General features: G+C 60.6%; 15 protein-coding genes and 1 pseudogene. 7 read left to right on the top strand and 9 right to left on the bottom strand.

Annotated features, from left to right (window positions below; genetic code table 11):
* Positions 1–26 precede the first annotated feature (26 nt).
* A complete protein-coding gene (locus AB4N44_RS10745) occupies positions 27–203 on the top strand; it encodes a hypothetical protein (RefSeq protein ID WP_174245079.1) in 177 nt (58 codons plus the stop codon).
* On the opposite strand, the gene AB4N44_RS10740 is transcribed toward AB4N44_RS10745, so the two are convergent.
* The 5 genes and pseudogenes from AB4N44_RS10740 to AB4N44_RS10720 all read right to left on the bottom strand — a co-directional run.
* Positions 187–1,185, bottom strand: a complete 999-nt coding sequence (locus tag AB4N44_RS10740) for a lysylphosphatidylglycerol synthase transmembrane domain-containing protein (RefSeq protein ID WP_160041573.1) — start codon at positions 1,183–1,185, stop codon at positions 187–189. The genes AB4N44_RS10745 and AB4N44_RS10740 overlap by 17 nt on opposite strands.
* On the bottom strand, positions 1,182–1,958 hold the full coding sequence (locus AB4N44_RS10735; RefSeq protein WP_150750366.1) for a DUF2334 domain-containing protein: 777 nt from the start codon (positions 1,956–1,958) through the stop codon (positions 1,182–1,184). Before AB4N44_RS10735 ends, AB4N44_RS10740 begins: the two co-directional genes overlap by 4 nt.
* Positions 1,951–3,063, bottom strand: a complete 1,113-nt coding sequence (locus tag AB4N44_RS10730; RefSeq protein ID WP_150750520.1) for a glycosyltransferase family 4 protein — start codon at positions 3,061–3,063, stop codon at positions 1,951–1,953. Before AB4N44_RS10730 ends, AB4N44_RS10735 begins: the two co-directional genes overlap by 8 nt.
* Before the next feature lie 267 nt (positions 3,064–3,330).
* Positions 3,331–4,095, bottom strand: coding sequence for a methyl-accepting chemotaxis protein (locus AB4N44_RS10725; RefSeq protein ID WP_371043227.1), 765 nt, complete (start codon positions 4,093–4,095; stop codon positions 3,331–3,333).
* Positions 4,096–4,236: 141 nt separating this feature from the next.
* Positions 4,237–5,076: pseudogene (locus AB4N44_RS10720) on the bottom strand (HAMP domain-containing protein); the annotation flags it as partial.
* Between the two features lie 333 nt (positions 5,077–5,409).
* Here AB4N44_RS10720 and AB4N44_RS10715 point away from each other — a divergent pair.
* Positions 5,410–6,897 carry a helicase HerA-like domain-containing protein gene (locus AB4N44_RS10715; protein WP_127929529.1) on the top strand — a complete coding sequence of 496 codons (1,488 nt, stop codon included), beginning with the start codon at positions 5,410–5,412 and terminating at the stop codon, positions 6,895–6,897.
* Between the two features lie 108 nt (positions 6,898–7,005).
* Here AB4N44_RS10715 and AB4N44_RS10710 read toward each other — a convergent pair whose 3' ends face one another.
* A complete protein-coding gene (locus AB4N44_RS10710) occupies positions 7,006–7,461 on the bottom strand; it encodes a DUF721 domain-containing protein (RefSeq protein ID WP_460108978.1) in 456 nt (151 codons plus the stop codon).
* A 308-nt stretch (positions 7,462–7,769) separates the two neighbouring features.
* Between AB4N44_RS10710 and secA the strand changes: the two genes are divergently transcribed.
* From secA to AB4N44_RS10690, 4 genes are all read left to right on the top strand, one after another.
* Positions 7,770–10,505, top strand: coding sequence for a preprotein translocase subunit SecA (secA, locus tag AB4N44_RS10705; protein WP_127929527.1), 2,736 nt, complete (start codon positions 7,770–7,772; stop codon positions 10,503–10,505).
* A 122-nt stretch (positions 10,506–10,627) separates the two neighbouring features.
* On the top strand, positions 10,628–11,845 hold the full coding sequence (argJ, locus tag AB4N44_RS10700) for a bifunctional glutamate N-acetyltransferase/amino-acid acetyltransferase ArgJ (RefSeq protein WP_397482330.1): 1,218 nt from the start codon (positions 10,628–10,630) through the stop codon (positions 11,843–11,845).
* 153 nt (positions 11,846–11,998) lie between these two features.
* Positions 11,999–12,631 (top strand): glutathione S-transferase family protein, encoded by a 633-nt coding sequence (locus AB4N44_RS10695; RefSeq protein WP_150750363.1) that lies wholly within the window; start codon positions 11,999–12,001, stop codon positions 12,629–12,631.
* Positions 12,628–13,575 carry a Nudix family hydrolase gene (locus AB4N44_RS10690; RefSeq protein ID WP_127929524.1) on the top strand — a complete coding sequence of 316 codons (948 nt, stop codon included), beginning with the start codon at positions 12,628–12,630 and terminating at the stop codon, positions 13,573–13,575. Before AB4N44_RS10695 ends, AB4N44_RS10690 begins: the two co-directional genes overlap by 4 nt.
* A 113-nt stretch (positions 13,576–13,688) precedes the next feature.
* Here AB4N44_RS10690 and AB4N44_RS10685 read toward each other — a convergent pair whose 3' ends face one another.
* The 3 genes from AB4N44_RS10685 to AB4N44_RS10675 are packed head-to-tail and all read right to left on the bottom strand — an operon-like array spanning position 13,689 to position 17,276.
* Positions 13,689–14,273 (bottom strand): cob(I)yrinic acid a,c-diamide adenosyltransferase, encoded by a 585-nt coding sequence (locus AB4N44_RS10685; RefSeq protein WP_455806074.1) that lies wholly within the window; start codon positions 14,271–14,273, stop codon positions 13,689–13,691.
* Between the two features lie 3 nt (positions 14,274–14,276).
* Positions 14,277–16,313 carry a sensor histidine kinase gene (locus tag AB4N44_RS10680; protein ID WP_127929522.1) on the bottom strand — a complete coding sequence of 679 codons (2,037 nt, stop codon included), beginning with the start codon at positions 16,311–16,313 and terminating at the stop codon, positions 14,277–14,279.
* A gap of 45 nt (positions 16,314–16,358) precedes the next feature.
* Complete coding sequence (locus tag AB4N44_RS10675) at positions 16,359–17,276, bottom strand: putative 2-dehydropantoate 2-reductase (protein ID WP_460108981.1); 918 nt, start codon at positions 17,274–17,276, stop codon at positions 16,359–16,361.
* Positions 17,277–17,416: 140 nt separating this feature from the next.
* Here AB4N44_RS10675 and AB4N44_RS10670 point away from each other — a divergent pair, with 140 nt between their 5' ends.
* On the top strand, positions 17,417–17,902 hold the full coding sequence (locus AB4N44_RS10670; protein WP_007912755.1) for a YajQ family cyclic di-GMP-binding protein: 486 nt from the start codon (positions 17,417–17,419) through the stop codon (positions 17,900–17,902).
* Positions 17,903–17,967: the final 65 nt, after the last annotated feature.

Raw genomic sequence — 17,967 nt, 5'->3', positions numbered from 1 at the left:
GCCGTTTCTGACCCGAGGAAAAGCTCATGAGCGATCCATTGGACAAAGCCACATCCAAAGCCCCGGCGACCCTCGGTGAAGGTTGCCTGAGCCGCTACGATCCGGAAGACATGAGCCCGGAAGATGGCACCGAATTTCCCGGCGCCGCCGAGTTGTGGGAACAACTCAAAGAGGATCAGGACGAAGCTAAGAAGCCTGCCTGACATTCATCAGTTTCTTCAGCAACGGGCGCCCCAACATCAACAGAAACACCGGGCCACCCACCAATAGATAGAAGTAGTAAGTCACCACCCGCCAGATCAGAATCGCCGCCGCTGCGGTGGATTTCCCGATCATCGGCGCCAACAGTGCCGCCGATGTCAGTTCCGCCGCCCCCGCGCCGCCCGGCAGCAGGCTGAATTGTCCGGCGCCCAGCGACAGCATCTGCACCAGAAAACTCCAGGCCCACTGCAAGTCTGCGCCCAGACCGCGTACCGCCAGATACAACACGCTGTAGCGCAGCAGCCAATGCACGCACGTCAGCGCAAAGACCTTGATCAGTGTCTGCCAGGGCAACTTCAGCGTGTCGGTAAAAGCCGCGAGAAAGTGCAGCAACTTGCGCGCCCAGCGCCGCCGGGTGCTGACCTTGACGTTGGCCCTTGCCAACAGACGCCCGCTCAGTCGAATCAACGCGCGGTGGTAGCGCGCGACCAACACGCAACTGAACAGGCCGCCAAACAACGACACGGCGCTGACGGTCAGCAGCCACTCCAGTCGATCGCTCAGATGCTGAAACAGCGCATAAATCAGAATCCCGCTCAGGGCGCAGAGAAAGAACAGCAAGTCGCTGAGCTGATCCATGGCAAACACCGCGCTGCCCCGCGCCGGGCGCACGCCCGATCGGGCCAGCAGGGCCATGATCGTCAGCGGCCCGCCACTGCCACCGGGTGTCGCGCAATAAGCGAATTCGGCGGCCATGACCACGCCAAGACTTTTCAGCGGCGTGACGCGGTCGCGTTGATCGCCGAGCAACAAACGCAAACGCAAGGTATTGATGCCCCAGCACAGCAGGATCATGCCGAACATCACCAGCAACCATTGCAACGGAAAGCTTTGCAGGCGCACCCAGGTTTCGCTGCCGCCGAGCACAACCGGAATCAGCACTGCCGCGAGCAGGCCGATCAATAACAGGATGCCGCGACTCATGCGGCGCGTTCCAATAGACCGCGCTGTTGAGCGAGCCAGTGCATTTTGGTCATCGGTACGCGTCCTTCCGCCAGCAATCGTTCAAGGGTGTGCAACCAGTAATCACGAGAGAAACGATGGCGCATGTCCACCGGATGCAAGCCTAGCCGAATTACCGGCGCCTGACGCCAGCGCTGCTGCCGCTGCTCGCTGACTATTTTTGACAAGCCACGGCGCCAGGCGCTGCGGGCACTCCAGACCAGGCCCGGGGCATTGATGGCGGTGAAGTCCGGCAAGCGGTAGAGATACTGCGGATCACTGGTGTAGCTCAGCGGCAATTGGCGCAGTGCCTGGCGTGTGCCGTCGCTCATCAGCCACGCCGGGGCGACGAAGCCGTGCAGTGGCCAGTCGTAGCGCTGAAACAACTCGATGCCAGCGCGCAGGCGGGCGAGGGCGGTTTCAGGGGGCAGACCGTAGAACTCGCCTTCATGGGTGTAGATCCGGCGCATGAACCAGTCACGCGGGGTTGTCGGGCCGGGCTCCAGGTCGTCATGGAAATAGCCGTGCAGAGCCAGTTCATCGCCACGGGCGATGCGCTCATCGAGCATTCGACGAAACGACGGGTGAGCCTGAAGGGCGTTGCGTCGATGGAGGTCCGGCACCACCAGCCAGGTCATCGGCACATGACCCATTGCGTCGACGGCCGCGACAAACGGCTGGTAATCCGTCCATGTCGAGGGCGCCACATCGTGCAGCACCAGCAACACGGCAGGGTGATTCATCGACTCAGCCATTGGCCACCCGTGGCAGTGCGTGGCCGAGGACGGCGTGATAGTGACTGAGCAGGCTGTCGACCACCGCATCCCACGCGTAATGCTGCTCTACATGTTCGCGCGCCTGTTGGCCAAGTCTCACGCAGCCACGACTGAACAGCTCGCGCACGGCATTGGCCATCGCCTGCGGGTTGTTCGGCGCACAGAGCAGGCCGCATGACTCAGTAACGATTTCTTCAAAGGCTCCCGCGGCCACGGCGACCACGGGAATGCCGCAGGCCATGGCTTCAAGAATCACCAGCCCGAAAGTTTCCTGATCACCGGCATGCACCAGTGCGTCGGCACTGGCCATCAACTGCGCGACTCGCCAGGCAGGGCAGAACTCGTCGATCACACTGACGTTTTCCGGCACCACGGCGGGCATCGATGAGCCGACCAGCAGCAGGTGATAACGCGGGCCGAGGCGTCGCATGCAGTTGAGCAGCACTGGCAGGTTTTTCTCTTTCGAGCCGCGTCCGGCGAAAATCAGCAGGCGCGTGTCCTCGGCGATGCCCAGTTCTGCGCGCAGATTGCGGTCCTGCGCTTCAGGATGAAAGGTTTGCAGGTCCACGCCCAAGGGCTGCACGAAGACATTGCGCACGCCAAGTCCGCTGAGTTTGTCAGCCATCACCTGGCTTGGCGCCAGTACCCGGTCGAAGTTGCCGTAGAGCCGGGTGACATACGCCTCGATATTCGGCGTGACCCAATGCCCCATACGATTGCCGATCAGCAGCGGCAGATCCGAATGATAAAAGCCGATCACCGGCACATCCAGTTGTCGCCGCGCATCCAGTGCGGCCCAGGCCGTCAGGTAAGGGTCGCCGACTTCGATCAGATCGGGCTGCAAATCCTGCAGGACATTTCGCCAAGGCGCGAGGCGCAGCGGGAAGCGATACCCTTTGCCGAAGGGCAGGGCGGGGGCGGGAACCGTATAAACGCCATCGTGTTCACCGAAGTGCGCGCCGGGAATCAGCAGGCTGTGACGAATGCCGGGTTTGACTCCCAGCCGGCGATGCTTGGCATCCAGATAAGTGCGCACGCCACCGCTGGCCGGGGCGTAGAACATGGTGATGTCGGCGATATGCACGGTGATCATCCCTCCGCTGCGTGGTTCTCCCTTGGTTGACCTTTATCAAGAATAGATGTTCGGTCGGGATTGCGCGGTAGAGCTGAAGAGCACCCTCACCCTAGCCCTCTCCCGGAGGGAGAGGGGACTGACCGAGGTGTTTGAGCGAATTACGCCGACGTGCAATACCGAGTCGAACTCAGGTTTTGAACAGCACGAAGATCGGCTCCCTTTCCCCTCGCCCCCCTGGGGGAGAGGGCTGGGGTGAGGGGGTAAGGCTCTTGATCTTCAGATACGGAAGCTGCCAACCAGTTGCTTCAGACGCGAAGCCTGCTGCTCCAGATCCGAACACGCGCGCAATGTCGCCTGCAAGTTCTCCACGCCTTCCTGGTTCAGCGTGTTGATCTCGGTGATATCGACGTTGATCGACTCAACCACGGCGGTCTGCTCCTCGGTCGCGGTGGCCACCGACTGGTTCATCCCGTCGATCTCGCCAATGCGCTGCGTCACGCTGTTCAAGCGCTCCCCGGCGAGGTTGGCAATCTCGACGCTGTCCTGACTGTGGCGCTGGCTGTCGCTCATCGTGCTTACCGATTCACGGGCGCCGACTTGTAGCTCCTCGATCATGGTTTGCACTTGCTGCGCCGATTCCTGGGTGCGGTGCGCCAGGTTGCGCACTTCATCGGCCACCACCGCGAAGCCACGACCGGCCTCACCGGCACGCGCCGCTTCAATCGCCGCGTTGAGCGCCAGCAGGTTGGTCTGTTGGGAAATGCTGGTGATCACTTCGAGAATCTGGCCGATGTTCACGGTTTTGCTGTTCAGCGATTCGATGTTGCTGCTCGACGCGCTGAGCATGCTCGACAGCTGATTCATCGCTTTGATGCTGCGATCCACCACTTGCTGGCCGTCTTCGGCGAGGCCGCGTGCATCACTGGCCTGATTCGACGCTTGTGCTGCATTGCGGGCGATTTCCTGCGCGGCGGCGCCGAGCTGGTTGATCGCGGCGGCAACGCTGCTGGTGCGCGAAGCTTGCTGATCGGAGTTGTACATCGACGAGTTCGACGCAGCGACCACACGCAGCGCTACTTCGTTGACTTGCCCGGTGGCCGACGACACTTCGCGGATCGAGCCGTGAATACGTTCGACGAAGCGGTTGAATGCGGTGCCCAGCACGCCGAACTCATCGTTGTTAACGATGGTCAGGCGTTTGGTCAGGTCGCCTTCGCCATCGGCAATGTCTTCCATGGCGCGGGTCATGACGTGCAGCGGCTGGATCAGAATGCGGATCAGCATACCGAGCAGCGCGAGGATGATCGCTACAGCGATGACTGTCGCGATCACTGCGGAGGTGCGGAATTCGCTGAGCATTGCGAACGCCTGATCCTTGTCCACCGACAGACCGATGTACCAGTTCACCGACGGCAGGCCTTTGATCGGCGCGAAGGTGACGATGCGGGTTTTGCCGTCAACGGTGACTTCGCTGAAGTCGCTGCTGATGCGCGGGGTATCCTGCGGATAGGCTTCCTTGAGTGATTTCATCACCAAAGCCTTGTCCGGGTGCACGAGGATCTTGCCATCGGCGCTGATCAGGAACACATAACCCATGCCGTCGAAATCCCGCGCGGCGAGGGTGTCGACCAGCGATTGCAGACTCAGGTCACCGCCAACCACACCGACGCTCTGACCGGCCTTCTTCGAGGCAGTGGCGATGGAAATGATCAACTGGCCGGTGGCAGCGTCGATGTACGGTTCGGTCAAAGTCGAGGTGCTGCTGCTCTCGGCACCTTTATACCAAGGGCGCACGCGTGGATCGAAACCGTCGGGCATCTTCGCATCAGGACGGATGGTGAAGTGGCCAGTGGCATCGCCGAGGTAGGAAGCCATGAACGTCGACGTCAGGGCTTTCTGTTCCAGCAGGCTGGCGACATTGGCCGGTTCCGGGTTGATGGCGATGTTCTGGGCGGCGTTCTCGATCAGCAGAATGCGACCGGTGAGCCAGGTCTGGATATTGCCGGCGGTGACTTCACCCATCTCGTTGAGATAGTTGTTCAGGTCATCGCGGATCGCGTTGCGCTGTAGCCAGTCGTTGTACAAGGTAAACGAGGCGAAGGCGGCAATGACGATAAGGGCGGCGGCAAGCAAAATTTTATGGCTGAAGCGCAGATTTTTGTTCATGGCTTGGGGTTCCGCTAAGGTCTTAATGTCCAGGGCGTGCTTTTATAGAGGCGCGCGAAATGGGCAAGGGTGAAAACAAGCTGATATTTCCGTCTCTCCTTAGGGAAATGTCCGGCCTGACTTGTGGTCGGGTCTCTCACTCTTCTTTATCGGCCATGCAGAATCAAAGATTAACCATTGGGTGACAAAATGCCTGACTCATCGCAACTCGTAATCGGCGCCGACCTCGCGGGGCAACAGATTGGTCAGGCCATGCGCCTGGCGAACCGCCACGGACTGGTCGCCGGCGCCACCGGTACCGGTAAAACCGTCACCTTGCAACGTTTGGCCGAGGCGTTCAGCGACGCCGGCGTCGCGGTGTTTGCCGCTGATATCAAGGGTGATCTGTGCGGCCTCGGTGCGGCCGGCAACCCGCAGGGCAAGGTTGCCGAGCGCATTGCCGGGATGCCGTGGCTCAATTACAAAGCGCAGGCGTACCCGGTGACCTTGTGGGATATCCACGGCGAGTCCGGTCATCCGTTGCGCACCACGTTGAGCGAAATGGGCCCGCTGCTGATCGGCAGTCTGCTGGAGCTGACCGACAGCCAGCAGTCAGCGCTCTACGCAGCGTTCAAAGTTGCCGACCGCGAAGGCCTGTTGCTGCTCGATCTGAAAGATCTGAAGGCGCTGCTTAATCACCTCAAGGACAACCCGCAACTGTTGGGCGAAGACGCGGCGCTGATGACCACCGGTTCCAGTCAGGCGCTGTTGCGCCGCCTGGCGATTCTTGAGCAGCAGGGCGCCGAAGCATTGTTTGGCGAGCCGGCACTGCAACTTGAAGACATTTTGCAGCCGACCGCCGATGGCCGTGGGCGCATTCACTTGCTCGACGCCAGTCGTCTGGTACACGAGGCGCCGAAGGTCTACGCGACGTTCCTGTTGTGGCTGCTGGCTGAGTTGTTCGAGCAGTTGCCGGAGCGCGGCGATGCCGATAAACCGCTGCTGGCGCTGTTTTTCGATGAGGCGCATTTGCTTTTTGGCGATACGCCGAAGGCCTTGCAGGAAAGGCTGGAGCAAGTGGTGCGCTTGATTCGTTCCAAAGGTGTTGGCGTGTATTTCGTCACCCAGTCGCCGGCGGACTTGCCCGATGACGTGCTCGCGCAGCTTGGCCTGCGTATCCAGCATGGCTTGCGCGCCTTTACCGCCAAAGAGCAGAAATCCCTGCGCGCGGTGGCGGACGGCTTCCGGCCGAATCCGGCGTTTGACAGTTTGTCGGTGCTGACCGAGTTGGGGATTGGCGAAGCGCTGGTCGGCACGCTGACCGAGAAAGGCACGCCGGAAATGGTTCAGCGCGGGCTGGTGGCGCCACCGCAATCGCGGATCGGGCCGCTGACGGAAACCGAGCGCACGGTATTGATCGCCGGCTCGCCGTTCAAGGGGCGCTATGACAAGCCGATTGATCGTGAATCGGCGTATGAAATTCTCATGGGCCGTAAAGGCCTGGCGCCTGAGGCCGAGGCACCCGCCGGCAAGCCAGCGGTTGAAGAGCCAAGCCTTGCCGACAGGGCAGGGGAGTTTCTCGGTACGGCGGCAGGGCAGGCGTTGAAGTCGGCCATGCGTCAGGCTGCCAATAACCTCGGTAAGCAATTGGTGCGCGGCTTGATGGGCTCATTGCTCGGTGGCAGCAAACGCCGCTGATCTAATGTAGGAGTGAGCCTGCTCGCGATTGCGGTATGCCAGTCACGACAATGTCGACTGTTTCACCGCTATCGCGAGCAGGCTCACTCCTACAATTATTGATAGCTGTCAGGATTTGTTTTTGGCGTGCGCCGCCAGGCGCTCCAACGCCGCGCGCAATCCCGGATCACTGATCCCGTCCGCCGTGGCCTGAATCGTAGCCGCCGCATCCGTGGACAAATCCATCGTGTGCCCGGCCGCCCCGCGCTGCACTGTAGCCGGCTGCACCTTGAACAGAATCCGCGTCAGACTGGCGAACTCATCAAACATCTGCAATTGCCGCTGCAAGCGTTTTTGCTGGTAACGCAGGCGTGTGGCCCAGTGGCCATCAGTGACGATCAGCAACAGACTGCCTTCGCGCCACGACGCTACATGGCAGTGTTCGCGGGCTGCAGGTTGCAATTGGCTTTCGAGCAGGCGTTGCAAATGACCCAGTCGCTGGGCGTGGCCGAGGATGGCTTTGAGCGGCTTGGCTTCGCGCAGGAGAACGGCGGGTGCTCTGGCCGTAAGAGGGCGAAATGCCATGATCGAACACCTGAAGTAACAGAAACGCCATGGTAGCAGAAAGGCCGAAATCACTCGCCCATTGCTTTTGCCCCCGCTTTACCCATTAAATCAACGACTAACTTCTGCCTTGTATGACTTGAAGTTGAGCAAAACGCCCCTATTTTAAGTGAGCCCCGTCAAAGCGCAGTGCCAGCATCGTGGAACATCGCCACTTTCCTCACTTCCGTTTCCGGGTAGAATGCTCGTTCGCATGCGGCCATGAGGGCTGCACGGGCGACGCTCACGGGGCCGCCCTCCATCCCTTTAGTGTGGAAGATCCTGCCGATATGTTTGCGCCTTTGTTAAAGAAACTTTTTGGAAGCAAGAACGAGCGTGAAGTCAAACGCATGCTCAAGACGGTGCAGCTCGTCAATGCCTTCGAAGAGCAAATGGTGGCCCTTTCGGACGATCAATTGCGCGCCAAGACCGATGAGTTCAAGGCCCGCATCGCCAAAGGGGAAACCCTCGACAAGCTGTTGCCAGAAGCCTTTGCGGTCGCCCGCGAAGCCGGCAAGCGCATCATGGGTATGCGCCACTTCGACGTGCAACTCGTCGGTGGCATGACCTTGCACGAAGGCAAGATCGCCGAAATGCGCACCGGTGAGGGTAAAACCCTCGTGGCAACGCTGGGCGTTTACCTCAACGCACTGTCCGGCAAGGGCGTGCACGTTGTGACGGTGAACGACTACCTGGCGCGTCGTGACGCCAACTGGATGCGTCCGCTGTATGAATTCCTCGGCCTGACCGTCGGCGTCGTGACGCCGTTCCAGCCGCCGGAAGAGAAACGTCTGGCGTACGCCGCCGACATCACCTACGGCACCAACAACGAATTCGGTTTCGACTACCTGCGCGACAACATGGCGTTCAGCATGGAAGAAAAATTCCAGCGCGAACTCAACTTTGCCGTGATCGACGAAGTCGACTCCATCCTCATCGACGAAGCGCGTACCCCGCTGATCATTTCCGGTCAGGCCGAGGACAGCTCCAAGCTGTACATGGAGATCAATAAACTGATCCCGCAGCTGGAACTGCACGTTGAAGAAGTCGAAGGCGAAGTCACCAAGGCTGGCCACTACACCGTTGACGAGAAGACCCGTCAGGTCGAACTCAACGAAGCCGGTCACCAGTTCATCGAAGACATGCTCACCCGCGTCGGCCTCCTGGCTGAAGGCGAGAGCCTGTACTCGGCACATAACCTGGGCCTGTTGACCCACGTGTATGCCGGTCTGCGTGCGCACAAACTGTTCAATCGCAACATCGAATACATCGTGCAGGACGGCCAGGTCGTACTGGTCGACGAACACACCGGCCGTACCATGCCGGGGCGTCGTCTGTCCGAAGGCCTGCACCAGGCCATCGAAGCCAAAGAAGGCCTGAACATCCAGGCCGAGAGCCAGACCCTGGCTTCGACCACGTTCCAGAACTACTTCCGTCTGTACACCAAGCTGTCCGGCATGACTGGTACGGCCGATACAGAAGCGTTCGAATTCCACCAGATCTATGGTCTGGAAGTCATGGTCATTCCGCCGAACAAACCATTGGCGCGTAAAGACTTCAACGACCTGGTGTTCCTGACCGCCGAAGAGAAATACGCGGCGATCGTTACGGATATCAAGGAAAGCATGGCTGCCGGTCGTCCGGTGCTGGTGGGTACTGCGACCATCGAAACCTCCGAGCACATGTCCGCATTGCTCGTGAAGGAAGGCATCGAACACAAGGTTCTCAACGCCAAGTTCCACGAAAAAGAAGCCGAGATCATCGCGCAGGCCGGTCGTCCGGGCGCACTGACCATCGCCACCAACATGGCCGGTCGTGGTACCGACATTCTGTTGGGCGGTAACTGGGAAGTTGAAGTCGCGTCGCTGGAAAACCCGACCCCTGAGCAGATTGCCCAGATCAAGGCCGACTGGCAGAAGCGTCACCAGCAAGTGCTGGAATCCGGCGGTTTGCAGGTGATCGCGTCCGAGCGTCACGAATCCCGTCGTATCGACAACCAGCTGCGTGGCCGTGCCGGTCGTCAGGGTGATGCCGGTTCGAGCCGCTTCTACCTGTCGCTGGAAGACAGCCTGATGCGTATCTTCGCCTCTGATCGGGTGAAGAACTTCATGAAAGCCTTGGGCATGCAGCCGGGCGAAGCGATCGAACACCGCATGGTGACCAACGCGATCGAGAAGGCGCAGCGCAAGGTTGAAGGCCGCAACTTCGACATCCGTAAGCAACTGCTCGAGTTCGACGACGTCAACAACGAACAGCGTAAAGTGATCTATCACATGCGTAACACGTTGCTGGCCGCTGACAACATCGGTGAGACCATTGCCGATTTCCGTCAGGACGTGCTCAACGCCACCGTCAGCGCACACATTCCACCGCAATCGCTGCCAGAGCAGTGGGACGTGGCCGGTCTGGAAGCGACGATTGCCAGCGACTTCGGCGTGAAGCTGCCGATCCAGCAATGGCTCGACGAAGACGATCACCTGTACGAAGAAACCCTGCGCGAGAAGCTCATGACCGAGCTGATGGCGGCGTACAACGAGAAAGAAGACCAGGCCGGTGCCGACGCACTGCGCTCGTTCGAGAAGCAAATCGTACTGCGCGTGCTGGACGACCTGTGGAAAGACCACCTGTCGACCATGGATCACCTGCGTCACGGTATCCACTTGCGTGGCTACGCTCAGAAGAACCCGAAGCAGGAATACAAGCGCGAGTCGTTCACGCTGTTCTCCGAACTGCTCGATTCGATCAAGCGCGACTCGATCCGTGTGCTGTCGCACGTTCAGGTTCGCCGCGAAGATCCGGAAGCCGAAGAGCAACGCCTGCGTCAGGAAGCCGAAGCACTGGCCGCCCGCATGCAATTCGAACACGCCGAAGCGCCAGGTCTGGAGCAACCGGAAGTATTGGGTGAAGAGGTCGATGTGGCCCTCGCCACCGCCCCGGTTCGCAACGAGCAGAAGCTGGGCCGCAACGAACTGTGCTACTGCGGTTCGGGCAAGAAATTCAAGCATTGCCACGGGCAGATCCAGTAAAACCCGTTTCAATCGCTGAAATACCCGCGCCGCGACCGGCTCCTGCCGTCGCGGCGTTTTGCCATTTAAACCACCGTCACTGCGCGTGGCGGTGCTGACATCATTGAGTAAGGAGCGCATTCATGGCTGTTGGTCTTGGTCCTTTGCCAACGTTGCACCCGGTTGCCGGTTTTGAACTCGGTATCGCCTCGGCCGGCATCAAGCGCCCCGGGCGCAAAGATGTTGTCGTAATGCGCTGCGCCGAAGGCTCGACCGTGGCGGGTGTGTTCACCTTGAACGCCTTTTGTGCCGCACCGGTGATCCTGGCGAAGAAACGCGTACAGAATGCCGTGCGTTACCTGCTGACCAATACTGGCAACGCCAACGCTGGCACCGGCGAGCCGGGTCTGGCCGCTGCCGAACGTACCACCGCCAAACTGGCCGAGCTGACCGGCGTTGCTGCCGAGCAGATTTTGCCGTACTCCACCGGCGTGATCGGCGAGCCACTGCCGGTCGAGAAGATCGAAGGCGCGCTGCAAGCCGCGCTGGACGACCTCTCGGAAAACAACTGGGAAGCCGCTGCTACCGGGATCATGACCACCGACACCCTGCCAAAGGGTGCCAGCCGCCAGTTCGAGCATGACGGCGTGACCATCACCGTCACCGGCATCAGCAAAGGCGCAGGCATGATCCGCCCGAACATGGCGACCATGCTCGGCTACATCGCCACTGACGCCAAAGTCTCCCGTGACGTCCTGCACAACTTGATGCTCGATGGCGCGAACAAGTCGTTCAACCGCATCACCATCGACGGCGACACCTCGACCAACGACTGCTGCATGCTGATCGCAACCGGCAAGGCCGCACTGCCGGAAATCACCCGCGCTGAAGGCGAGCTGTTCGCCAAGTTGAAGCAAGCGGTGTTCGAAGTGTGCATGGACGTGGCCCAGGCCATCGTGCGTGACGGCGAAGGTGCGACCAAGTTCGTCACCGTTGAAGTGAATGGCGGCGGCAACCATCAGGAATGCCTCGACGTCGGCTACACCGTGGCCCACTCGCCACTGATCAAGACCGCGTTGTTCGCCTCTGACCCGAACTGGGGCCGTATCCTCGCCGCTGTCGGCCGTGCCGGCGTGCCGGATCTGGACGTGAGCAAGATCGACGTGTTCCTCGGTGACGTGTGCATCGCCAGCCGTGGCGCCCGTGCGGCGACCTACACTGAAGCCCAGGGCTCGGCGGTGATGCAGCAGGAAGAAATCACTATCCGCATCGAACTGGGTCGCGGCGATTGCAGCGAAACCATCTGGACCACCGACCTGTCGCATGAATACGTGAAGATCAACGCTGAATACCGCACTTGATCCAAGACCGGGTCGCTTCTTTCGCGAGCAGGCTCGCTCCCACAGGGGATTTGTGGCAACACAATCCAATGTGGGAGCGAGCCTGCTCGCGAAGACGGCAGCTCAAAGAATGCAAGTCTCCAGGATTCTCCTCTGACGAAAAGGCGCCACACCATGTCCCTGCACCTGATCATCGGCGACAAACTGCTTTCCTCCTGGTCCCTGCGTGCCGCACTGGCACTCGAGCTGACCGGCGCACCCTACAGCGAAGAACTGATCAAACTCGGCAAGCCCGACACCCGCGAGTTGCTGCTCAAGCATTCGCCAACCGCTAAAGTCCCGCTGCTGCAAACGGCGCGCGGCACGATTGCCGACTCCCTGGCGATTGCCGAATACCTCGCTGAACAGTTCCCGTCCGAACAGCTCTGGCCGAACGATATTTTCGCCCGTGCCCAAGCCCGGTCCGCCTGCGCACAAATGCACAGCGGCTTCTTCGCCATGCGCAATCACATGCCGTTCAACCTCAACCATGACGCGCCGCTGAACCCGGTGCCGCCAGAAGTGAAGGTCGACATCGAGCGCATGCTCGCGCTGTGGGCCGAATGCCGCGCCGCCGCGACCGAGAGCGGGCCGTATCTGTTCGGTCGTTTGAGTCTGGCCGACGCCTTTTTCGCACCGATTGCCGTGCGTCTGCGCACCTACCAAGTGCAGCTGCCGGCCGCCGACCAAGCCTATGTTGAAACCGTCTACCAATGGCCCGCCTTCAAAGCGTGGCAAAAGGCTGGACTGGAGGAGTTGATTCCGTGAAACGCGTACACGTCGCCGCTGCTGTCATCCGTGACGACAGCGGCAAGATCCTCATCGCCCGCCGTGCCGACACCCAGCATCAAGGCGGCTTGTGGGAGTTTCCCGGCGGCAAGGTCGAGGCCGACGAGTCGGTCGAAAGCGCGCTCGCCCGTGAGCTGCACGAAGAGTTGGGCATCGTCGTTGGCGCTGCACGGCCGTTGATCAAAGTCCGTCACGACTATCCGGACAAGCAGGTGTTGCTGGATGTCTGGGAAGTCTCGGCATTCACCGGCGAGCCCCACGGTGCCGAAGGCCAGCCATTGGCCTGGGTTACCGCGAAAGAACTGGCGAACTACGAGTTCCCGGCCGCCAACCAGCCGATCGTTGCGGCGGCGCGTTTGCCGGCGGAGTACCTGATTACCCCTGAGGATCTGGAAACCCCGGCTCTGCTGCGCGGTATCCAGAAGGCGATTGCCGGCGGGATCAAACTGATCCAGCTGCGCGCACCGAACGGCTATGACCCCAAGTATCGCGATCTGGCGGTCGATGCGGCCGGGCTGTGTGCGGGCAAGGCGCAACTGATGATCAAGGGGCCGTTCGAATGGCTCGGTGATTTCCCCTCTGCCGGCTGGCACATCACCTCTGCGCAGCTGCGCAAATACGCCGCGGCGGGGCGGCCGTTACCGGCGGAGCGTTGGTTGGCGGCGTCGTGCCACAACGCTGAAGAGTTGGCCCTCGCCGAGCAGATGGGTGTGGATTTCGTCACGCTGTCGCCGGTGCAACCGACGCTGACTCACCCGGATGCGCAGCCGCTGGGCTGGGAGCAGGCTTCGACGTTGATCGAAGGCTTTAGTAAGCCGGTTTTTCTGTTGGGTGGGGTTGGCCCGGCGGAGCGCGAAAAAGCCTGGGGCCACGGCGCTCAAGGTGTGGCGGGGATTCGCGCGTTCTGGCCTGACTCTCTGTAAAGGCTGCCGACCTCTTCGCGAGCAGGCTCGCTCCCACAGTTGATCGGATTTCTTCAGTTGGAATGCAATCAAATGTGGGAGCGAGCCTGCTCGCGAAGGCGATCTTTCAGGCGCTAGATTTCTGCAGGTTTTACCGCTGGCTGCCACAAAATCTCCGCAATCCCCTGCCGCCGCGCAATCAACCGCGCCGCCACAAACAGCAAATCCGACAACCGATTGATATAAGCCAGCCCAACCCCGGCCAACGGCTCGATCGCATTCAAATGCTGACAACGCCGTTCGGCACTCCGCGCCAGGCTCCGGCACACATGCGCCTGCGCAATCAGCATCGAACCGCCCGGCAAGATGAAATTCTCCAGCGGCCCCAGCTCCTCATTCCACACATCAATCGCTGCTTCCAGCCGCTCGATTTCCGCCGCATTCAGCGCCTGATACGCCGGCATCGCCAACTCGCCACCCAGATCGAACAAGCGATGCTGACAAGGCGCCAACACCTCGATCAGTTCATTCAGCCCCGGATACGTCTCGCGCTCGGCCAGCAACCCGGCCAGTAACACGCCGACCTGACTGTTCAGCGTGTCGACTTCGCCAATCGCCTCGATGCGTGGATGATCCTTGGGTACACGGCGGCCATCGCCCAGGCCGGTTTCACCTTTGTCGCCGGTGCGGGTGTAGATTTTCGACAGGCGAAAGCCCATGGGTTACCTCGATAATTGATTGGTTTCGGCAGCGATGGGCAGCGGTGGCGTCAACGGCAGACGCAGGGTGAAACACGTGCCCTGGCCCGGTGCCGACTGCACCTCCATCTGCCCTTTGTGATTGTTGGTAATGATGAAATACGACACCGACAAGCCAAGCCCGGTGCCCTGACCGATTTCCTTGGTGGTGAAGAACGGCTCGAAGGTGCGTTTGCGCACGTTCTCGCTCATGCCGATGCCGTTATCTTCGACCTGGATTTCAGCCCATGGCGGATTGAGTTTGGTGCGCAGGATGATTCTTCCCGGCTCGCTATCGTCTTCACGCTGGTGAATGGCCTGCGCGGCATTTTTCAACAGGTTGAGCAGTACTTGCTCGAGTTCGTTGGCGGTGCCCGGCACCGGGCCGAGCGCCGGGTCGAACTGACGGATGATCGCCTGCCCCTTGAAGTCGAAGCCGATGGCCAGGTCGAAGTCGTTGCCGGCGATTTCCACGGCTTGATCGATCAGTGCCGGCAGATCGCACGGCGCCATTTGCCGGGTACTGCGACGGCTGAAGCTGAGCATGTGCGTGACGATTTTCGCTGCCCGAGCGCCGGCCTGTTGAATGCCATCGAGCAATTGCGGCACTTCGCGGCCCTGCAGGTAGCGGTTCACCGTGTCCAGTTCGATGCCCAGTTGCTCGGCGGTTTCGAGGTTCTTCGGCAGATCCGCGGACAGGCGTCGCCGGATGTTTTGCACGTTGTGCAGGATCGCGCCCAACGGGTTGTTGATTTCATGGGCCATGCCGGCGGCGAGGCCACCGACCGAGAGCATTTTTTCCGACTGCACCATCATTTCTTCCAGCGACAGACGCTGGGTGATGTCATCGATGCGGATCACCACGCCACGCCCGGCACCGCCCATCAATGGATAAAACGTCAGCGCGTAATGCTTCGGTTCTTCATCCTTGAACCACGTTACCCGCTCGATTTTCGCTACGGTGTGCTGTTCGACGGTCTGCTTGAGTTGCGGCAGAAACGGCTTGAGCGGTTCGAAGGCGAGAAAGATCGGTTGGTTCAGCGCTTCGTCCAGTCGCGTGCCGGAGAGGGCGCTGGCCTCCTGATTCCATTGGGTGACGTAAAGTTGCTCGTCGAGGGCGATCAGCGCCGAGGGCATCGAGTCGATGATGCTGTTGAGGTAGTTCTGGAAACCGGTGAGCTTCTTCTCGATCTTGCTGCGCACCTGGACTTCGAGTTCCAGTTTGCGGTTGGTGTGGCGGGTTTCCTCGGCCAGCCCCTGTGCCTGATCGTAGGCGGCTTGCGAGTCATCGCGGGCGCGCTTGAGTTGCTGCTCGCGGGCTTCGATGCGCGACAGCATGGTATTGAAGGCCTCGGCGAGGCTGCCAATTTCGTCGTGGTTGCCGCGTGAGGCGCGCAGGGCGTAGTTTTCTTCGCGGGTGACCTGGCGCGAGAGCTCTTCCAACTGATGAATCGGGCGGGTAATCAGACGTTTGATCTGCCGGGCAATCACCAGCCACAGCAACACACTGAAAATCAGAATGCCGAGGCTGGCGGTCAGCGTGCCGGTGTAGAACGCCATCGGCAGTTCGCTGCTGGCCACCAGCAACAAGTGGCCCGGTGCGGTGCCGGGGCGGGGCAGGGTGATCAACTGGTTGCTGCGAAACTCGGTCAGTTGCCACGCTTCGACATGCCGATAGCGTTCCGGCAGGTTGAGTTTGTCGCCGCGCTGGACTTGCGCAAGGCGTTCACCCTTGCCGTCATACAACGCGGCAGCGCGCAGTGGCGAATAGCTGTCGAGTTCCTTGAGCAGGCGTTCGGCGCTTTGCGGCGATTGCAGGGCTTCGCTGACCAGACTGGGGTTGGCAATCAGTCGGCCGATGGTCTGCAAGGCCTGCGGCGCCATGCTTTCCTGAGAGATGTAATAGGCGGCGCTGATAAAGGTCAGGTTGGCGACCAGCAGAACAGTGGTCAACAGCACCAGCAGGGCGGCCAGCAGTTTCTGGCCGACCGGCAGGTTTTCGAGACGCTGGCGCAATGGCATCAGGTTTATCGCAGCAAAGGAACAAGTGGCCAGCGTAGCCGCTGCTCAGTCGCTGGGCAATCCACGGCTGTGCAGATGCGCGATCAGCCGCTGTTGCAATTGATTGAGGTGCGGCAGGTTCAACTGGTGGCGGGCGGCGACTTTGCAGGCGTGGCCCAATAGATAGCTGATTTCGGTGCGGCGCTGGTTGGCGACGTCCTGAAACATCGATGAGTAATTGGCGGCGGTGGCGTGGATGACCCTCTCGACTTCCTGTTGCAGATTGTCGGCGGCGGCCGGCTGGCCGCAACGCTCCAGCAACTCAGCGAGTTCGGCGCACAGGGTGGCGACTTCGCAATGGTGTTCCTGCAAACCACCGTTGCGGCAATTGTGCAGCACGGTCAACGGATTGATCGCACAGTTGAGTGCCAGTTTGCGCCACAAGCGCGTGAGGATATCGGTGCTCCATTCGTGGGGGATTTTCGCGGCGTCGAGATCGTCCAGCCAGATCGGTGCAACCGGATGGCCAGCGTCGCCCAGCCAAGTGAAGCCGTGGCCGGCAAACACTACGCGCCAGTCGCCATCGCGAAATGCACCCTCGGTGCTTGAAGCGCTGATGCAACGTGCCATTGGCACACGGTTGGCGACGGCGTCCTGACTGCCGAGGCCGTTTTGCAGAAGGATCAGTTCGGCGTCCGCTGTCAGTCGTGGGGCGAGGCGGGCGACGGCGTTTTCGGCGTCGTAGGCTTTGCAGGCCACCAGCAAACGGCGGATCGGCTCGGGACTGTCGGGTGTTTCGCCGGGAACCGCATAGCTGCTCGCCACACCTTGCTCCACCAGCGTCAAGCCGCCCGCAGCCTGATAGCTTTGCAAGCGTTCGGCATCGCGCACGATCAGTCTGACCGGCAGGCCGGCGCGAGCCAGACGTGTGGCCCACAGTGTGCCGAGACTGCCAGCGCCGAGAATATGCCAGGGGGTGGCCATCAGTTTTTTGCTCGATTGCGTACAGGCATGTGCGGCTCGCCGTGTCGGTGGGAAAAGACCCGTTATAATGAGCCCGATTTTAACCGCAAGCCAAGCGCGCTCCATCCACATCGAGCGCGCCTTTTTATTGGAGAGATTACATGCCGTCGTTCGACGTGGTATCCGAACTGGACAAACACGAACTCACCAACGCGGTCGAGAACGCCGTGAAGGAACTCGATCGTCGTTATGACCTGAAAGGCAAAGGCAGCTTCGAGTTCAAGGAAAAGGACCTCACCGTGAGCCTGACCGCTGAAGCCGGGTTCCAGCTCGAAGCGATGATCGAAATCCTCAAGCTGGCGCTGGTCAAGCGCAAGATCGACGTGCAGTGCCTTGAAGTCAAAGACGCCTACGCATCGGGCAAGCTGATGAAGCAGGACGCCGTGCTCAAGGAAGGCATCGACAAGGAACTGGCGAAGAAGATCGTCGGCCACATCAAGGACGCCAAACTCAAAGTGCAGGCGGCCATTCAGGGCGAGCAAGTGCGTGTGACTGGCAAGAAGCGTGATGATCTGCAAGAGGCCATCGCGGCGCTGCGTGCCAAGGAATTCGGCATGCCACTGCAGTTCAACAACTTCCGCGACTAAGCTCGGTCAGATGACCTGTGGGAGCGAGCCTGCTCGCGAAGGCGCCGTGTCATTCAGCAATGAGT

It is taken from the genome of Pseudomonas sp. S3_C06 (assembly GCF_054667675.1).
Note: the sequence above shows the minus strand (reverse complement) of the source record. Positions and strands in the feature narration are given on the sequence as shown.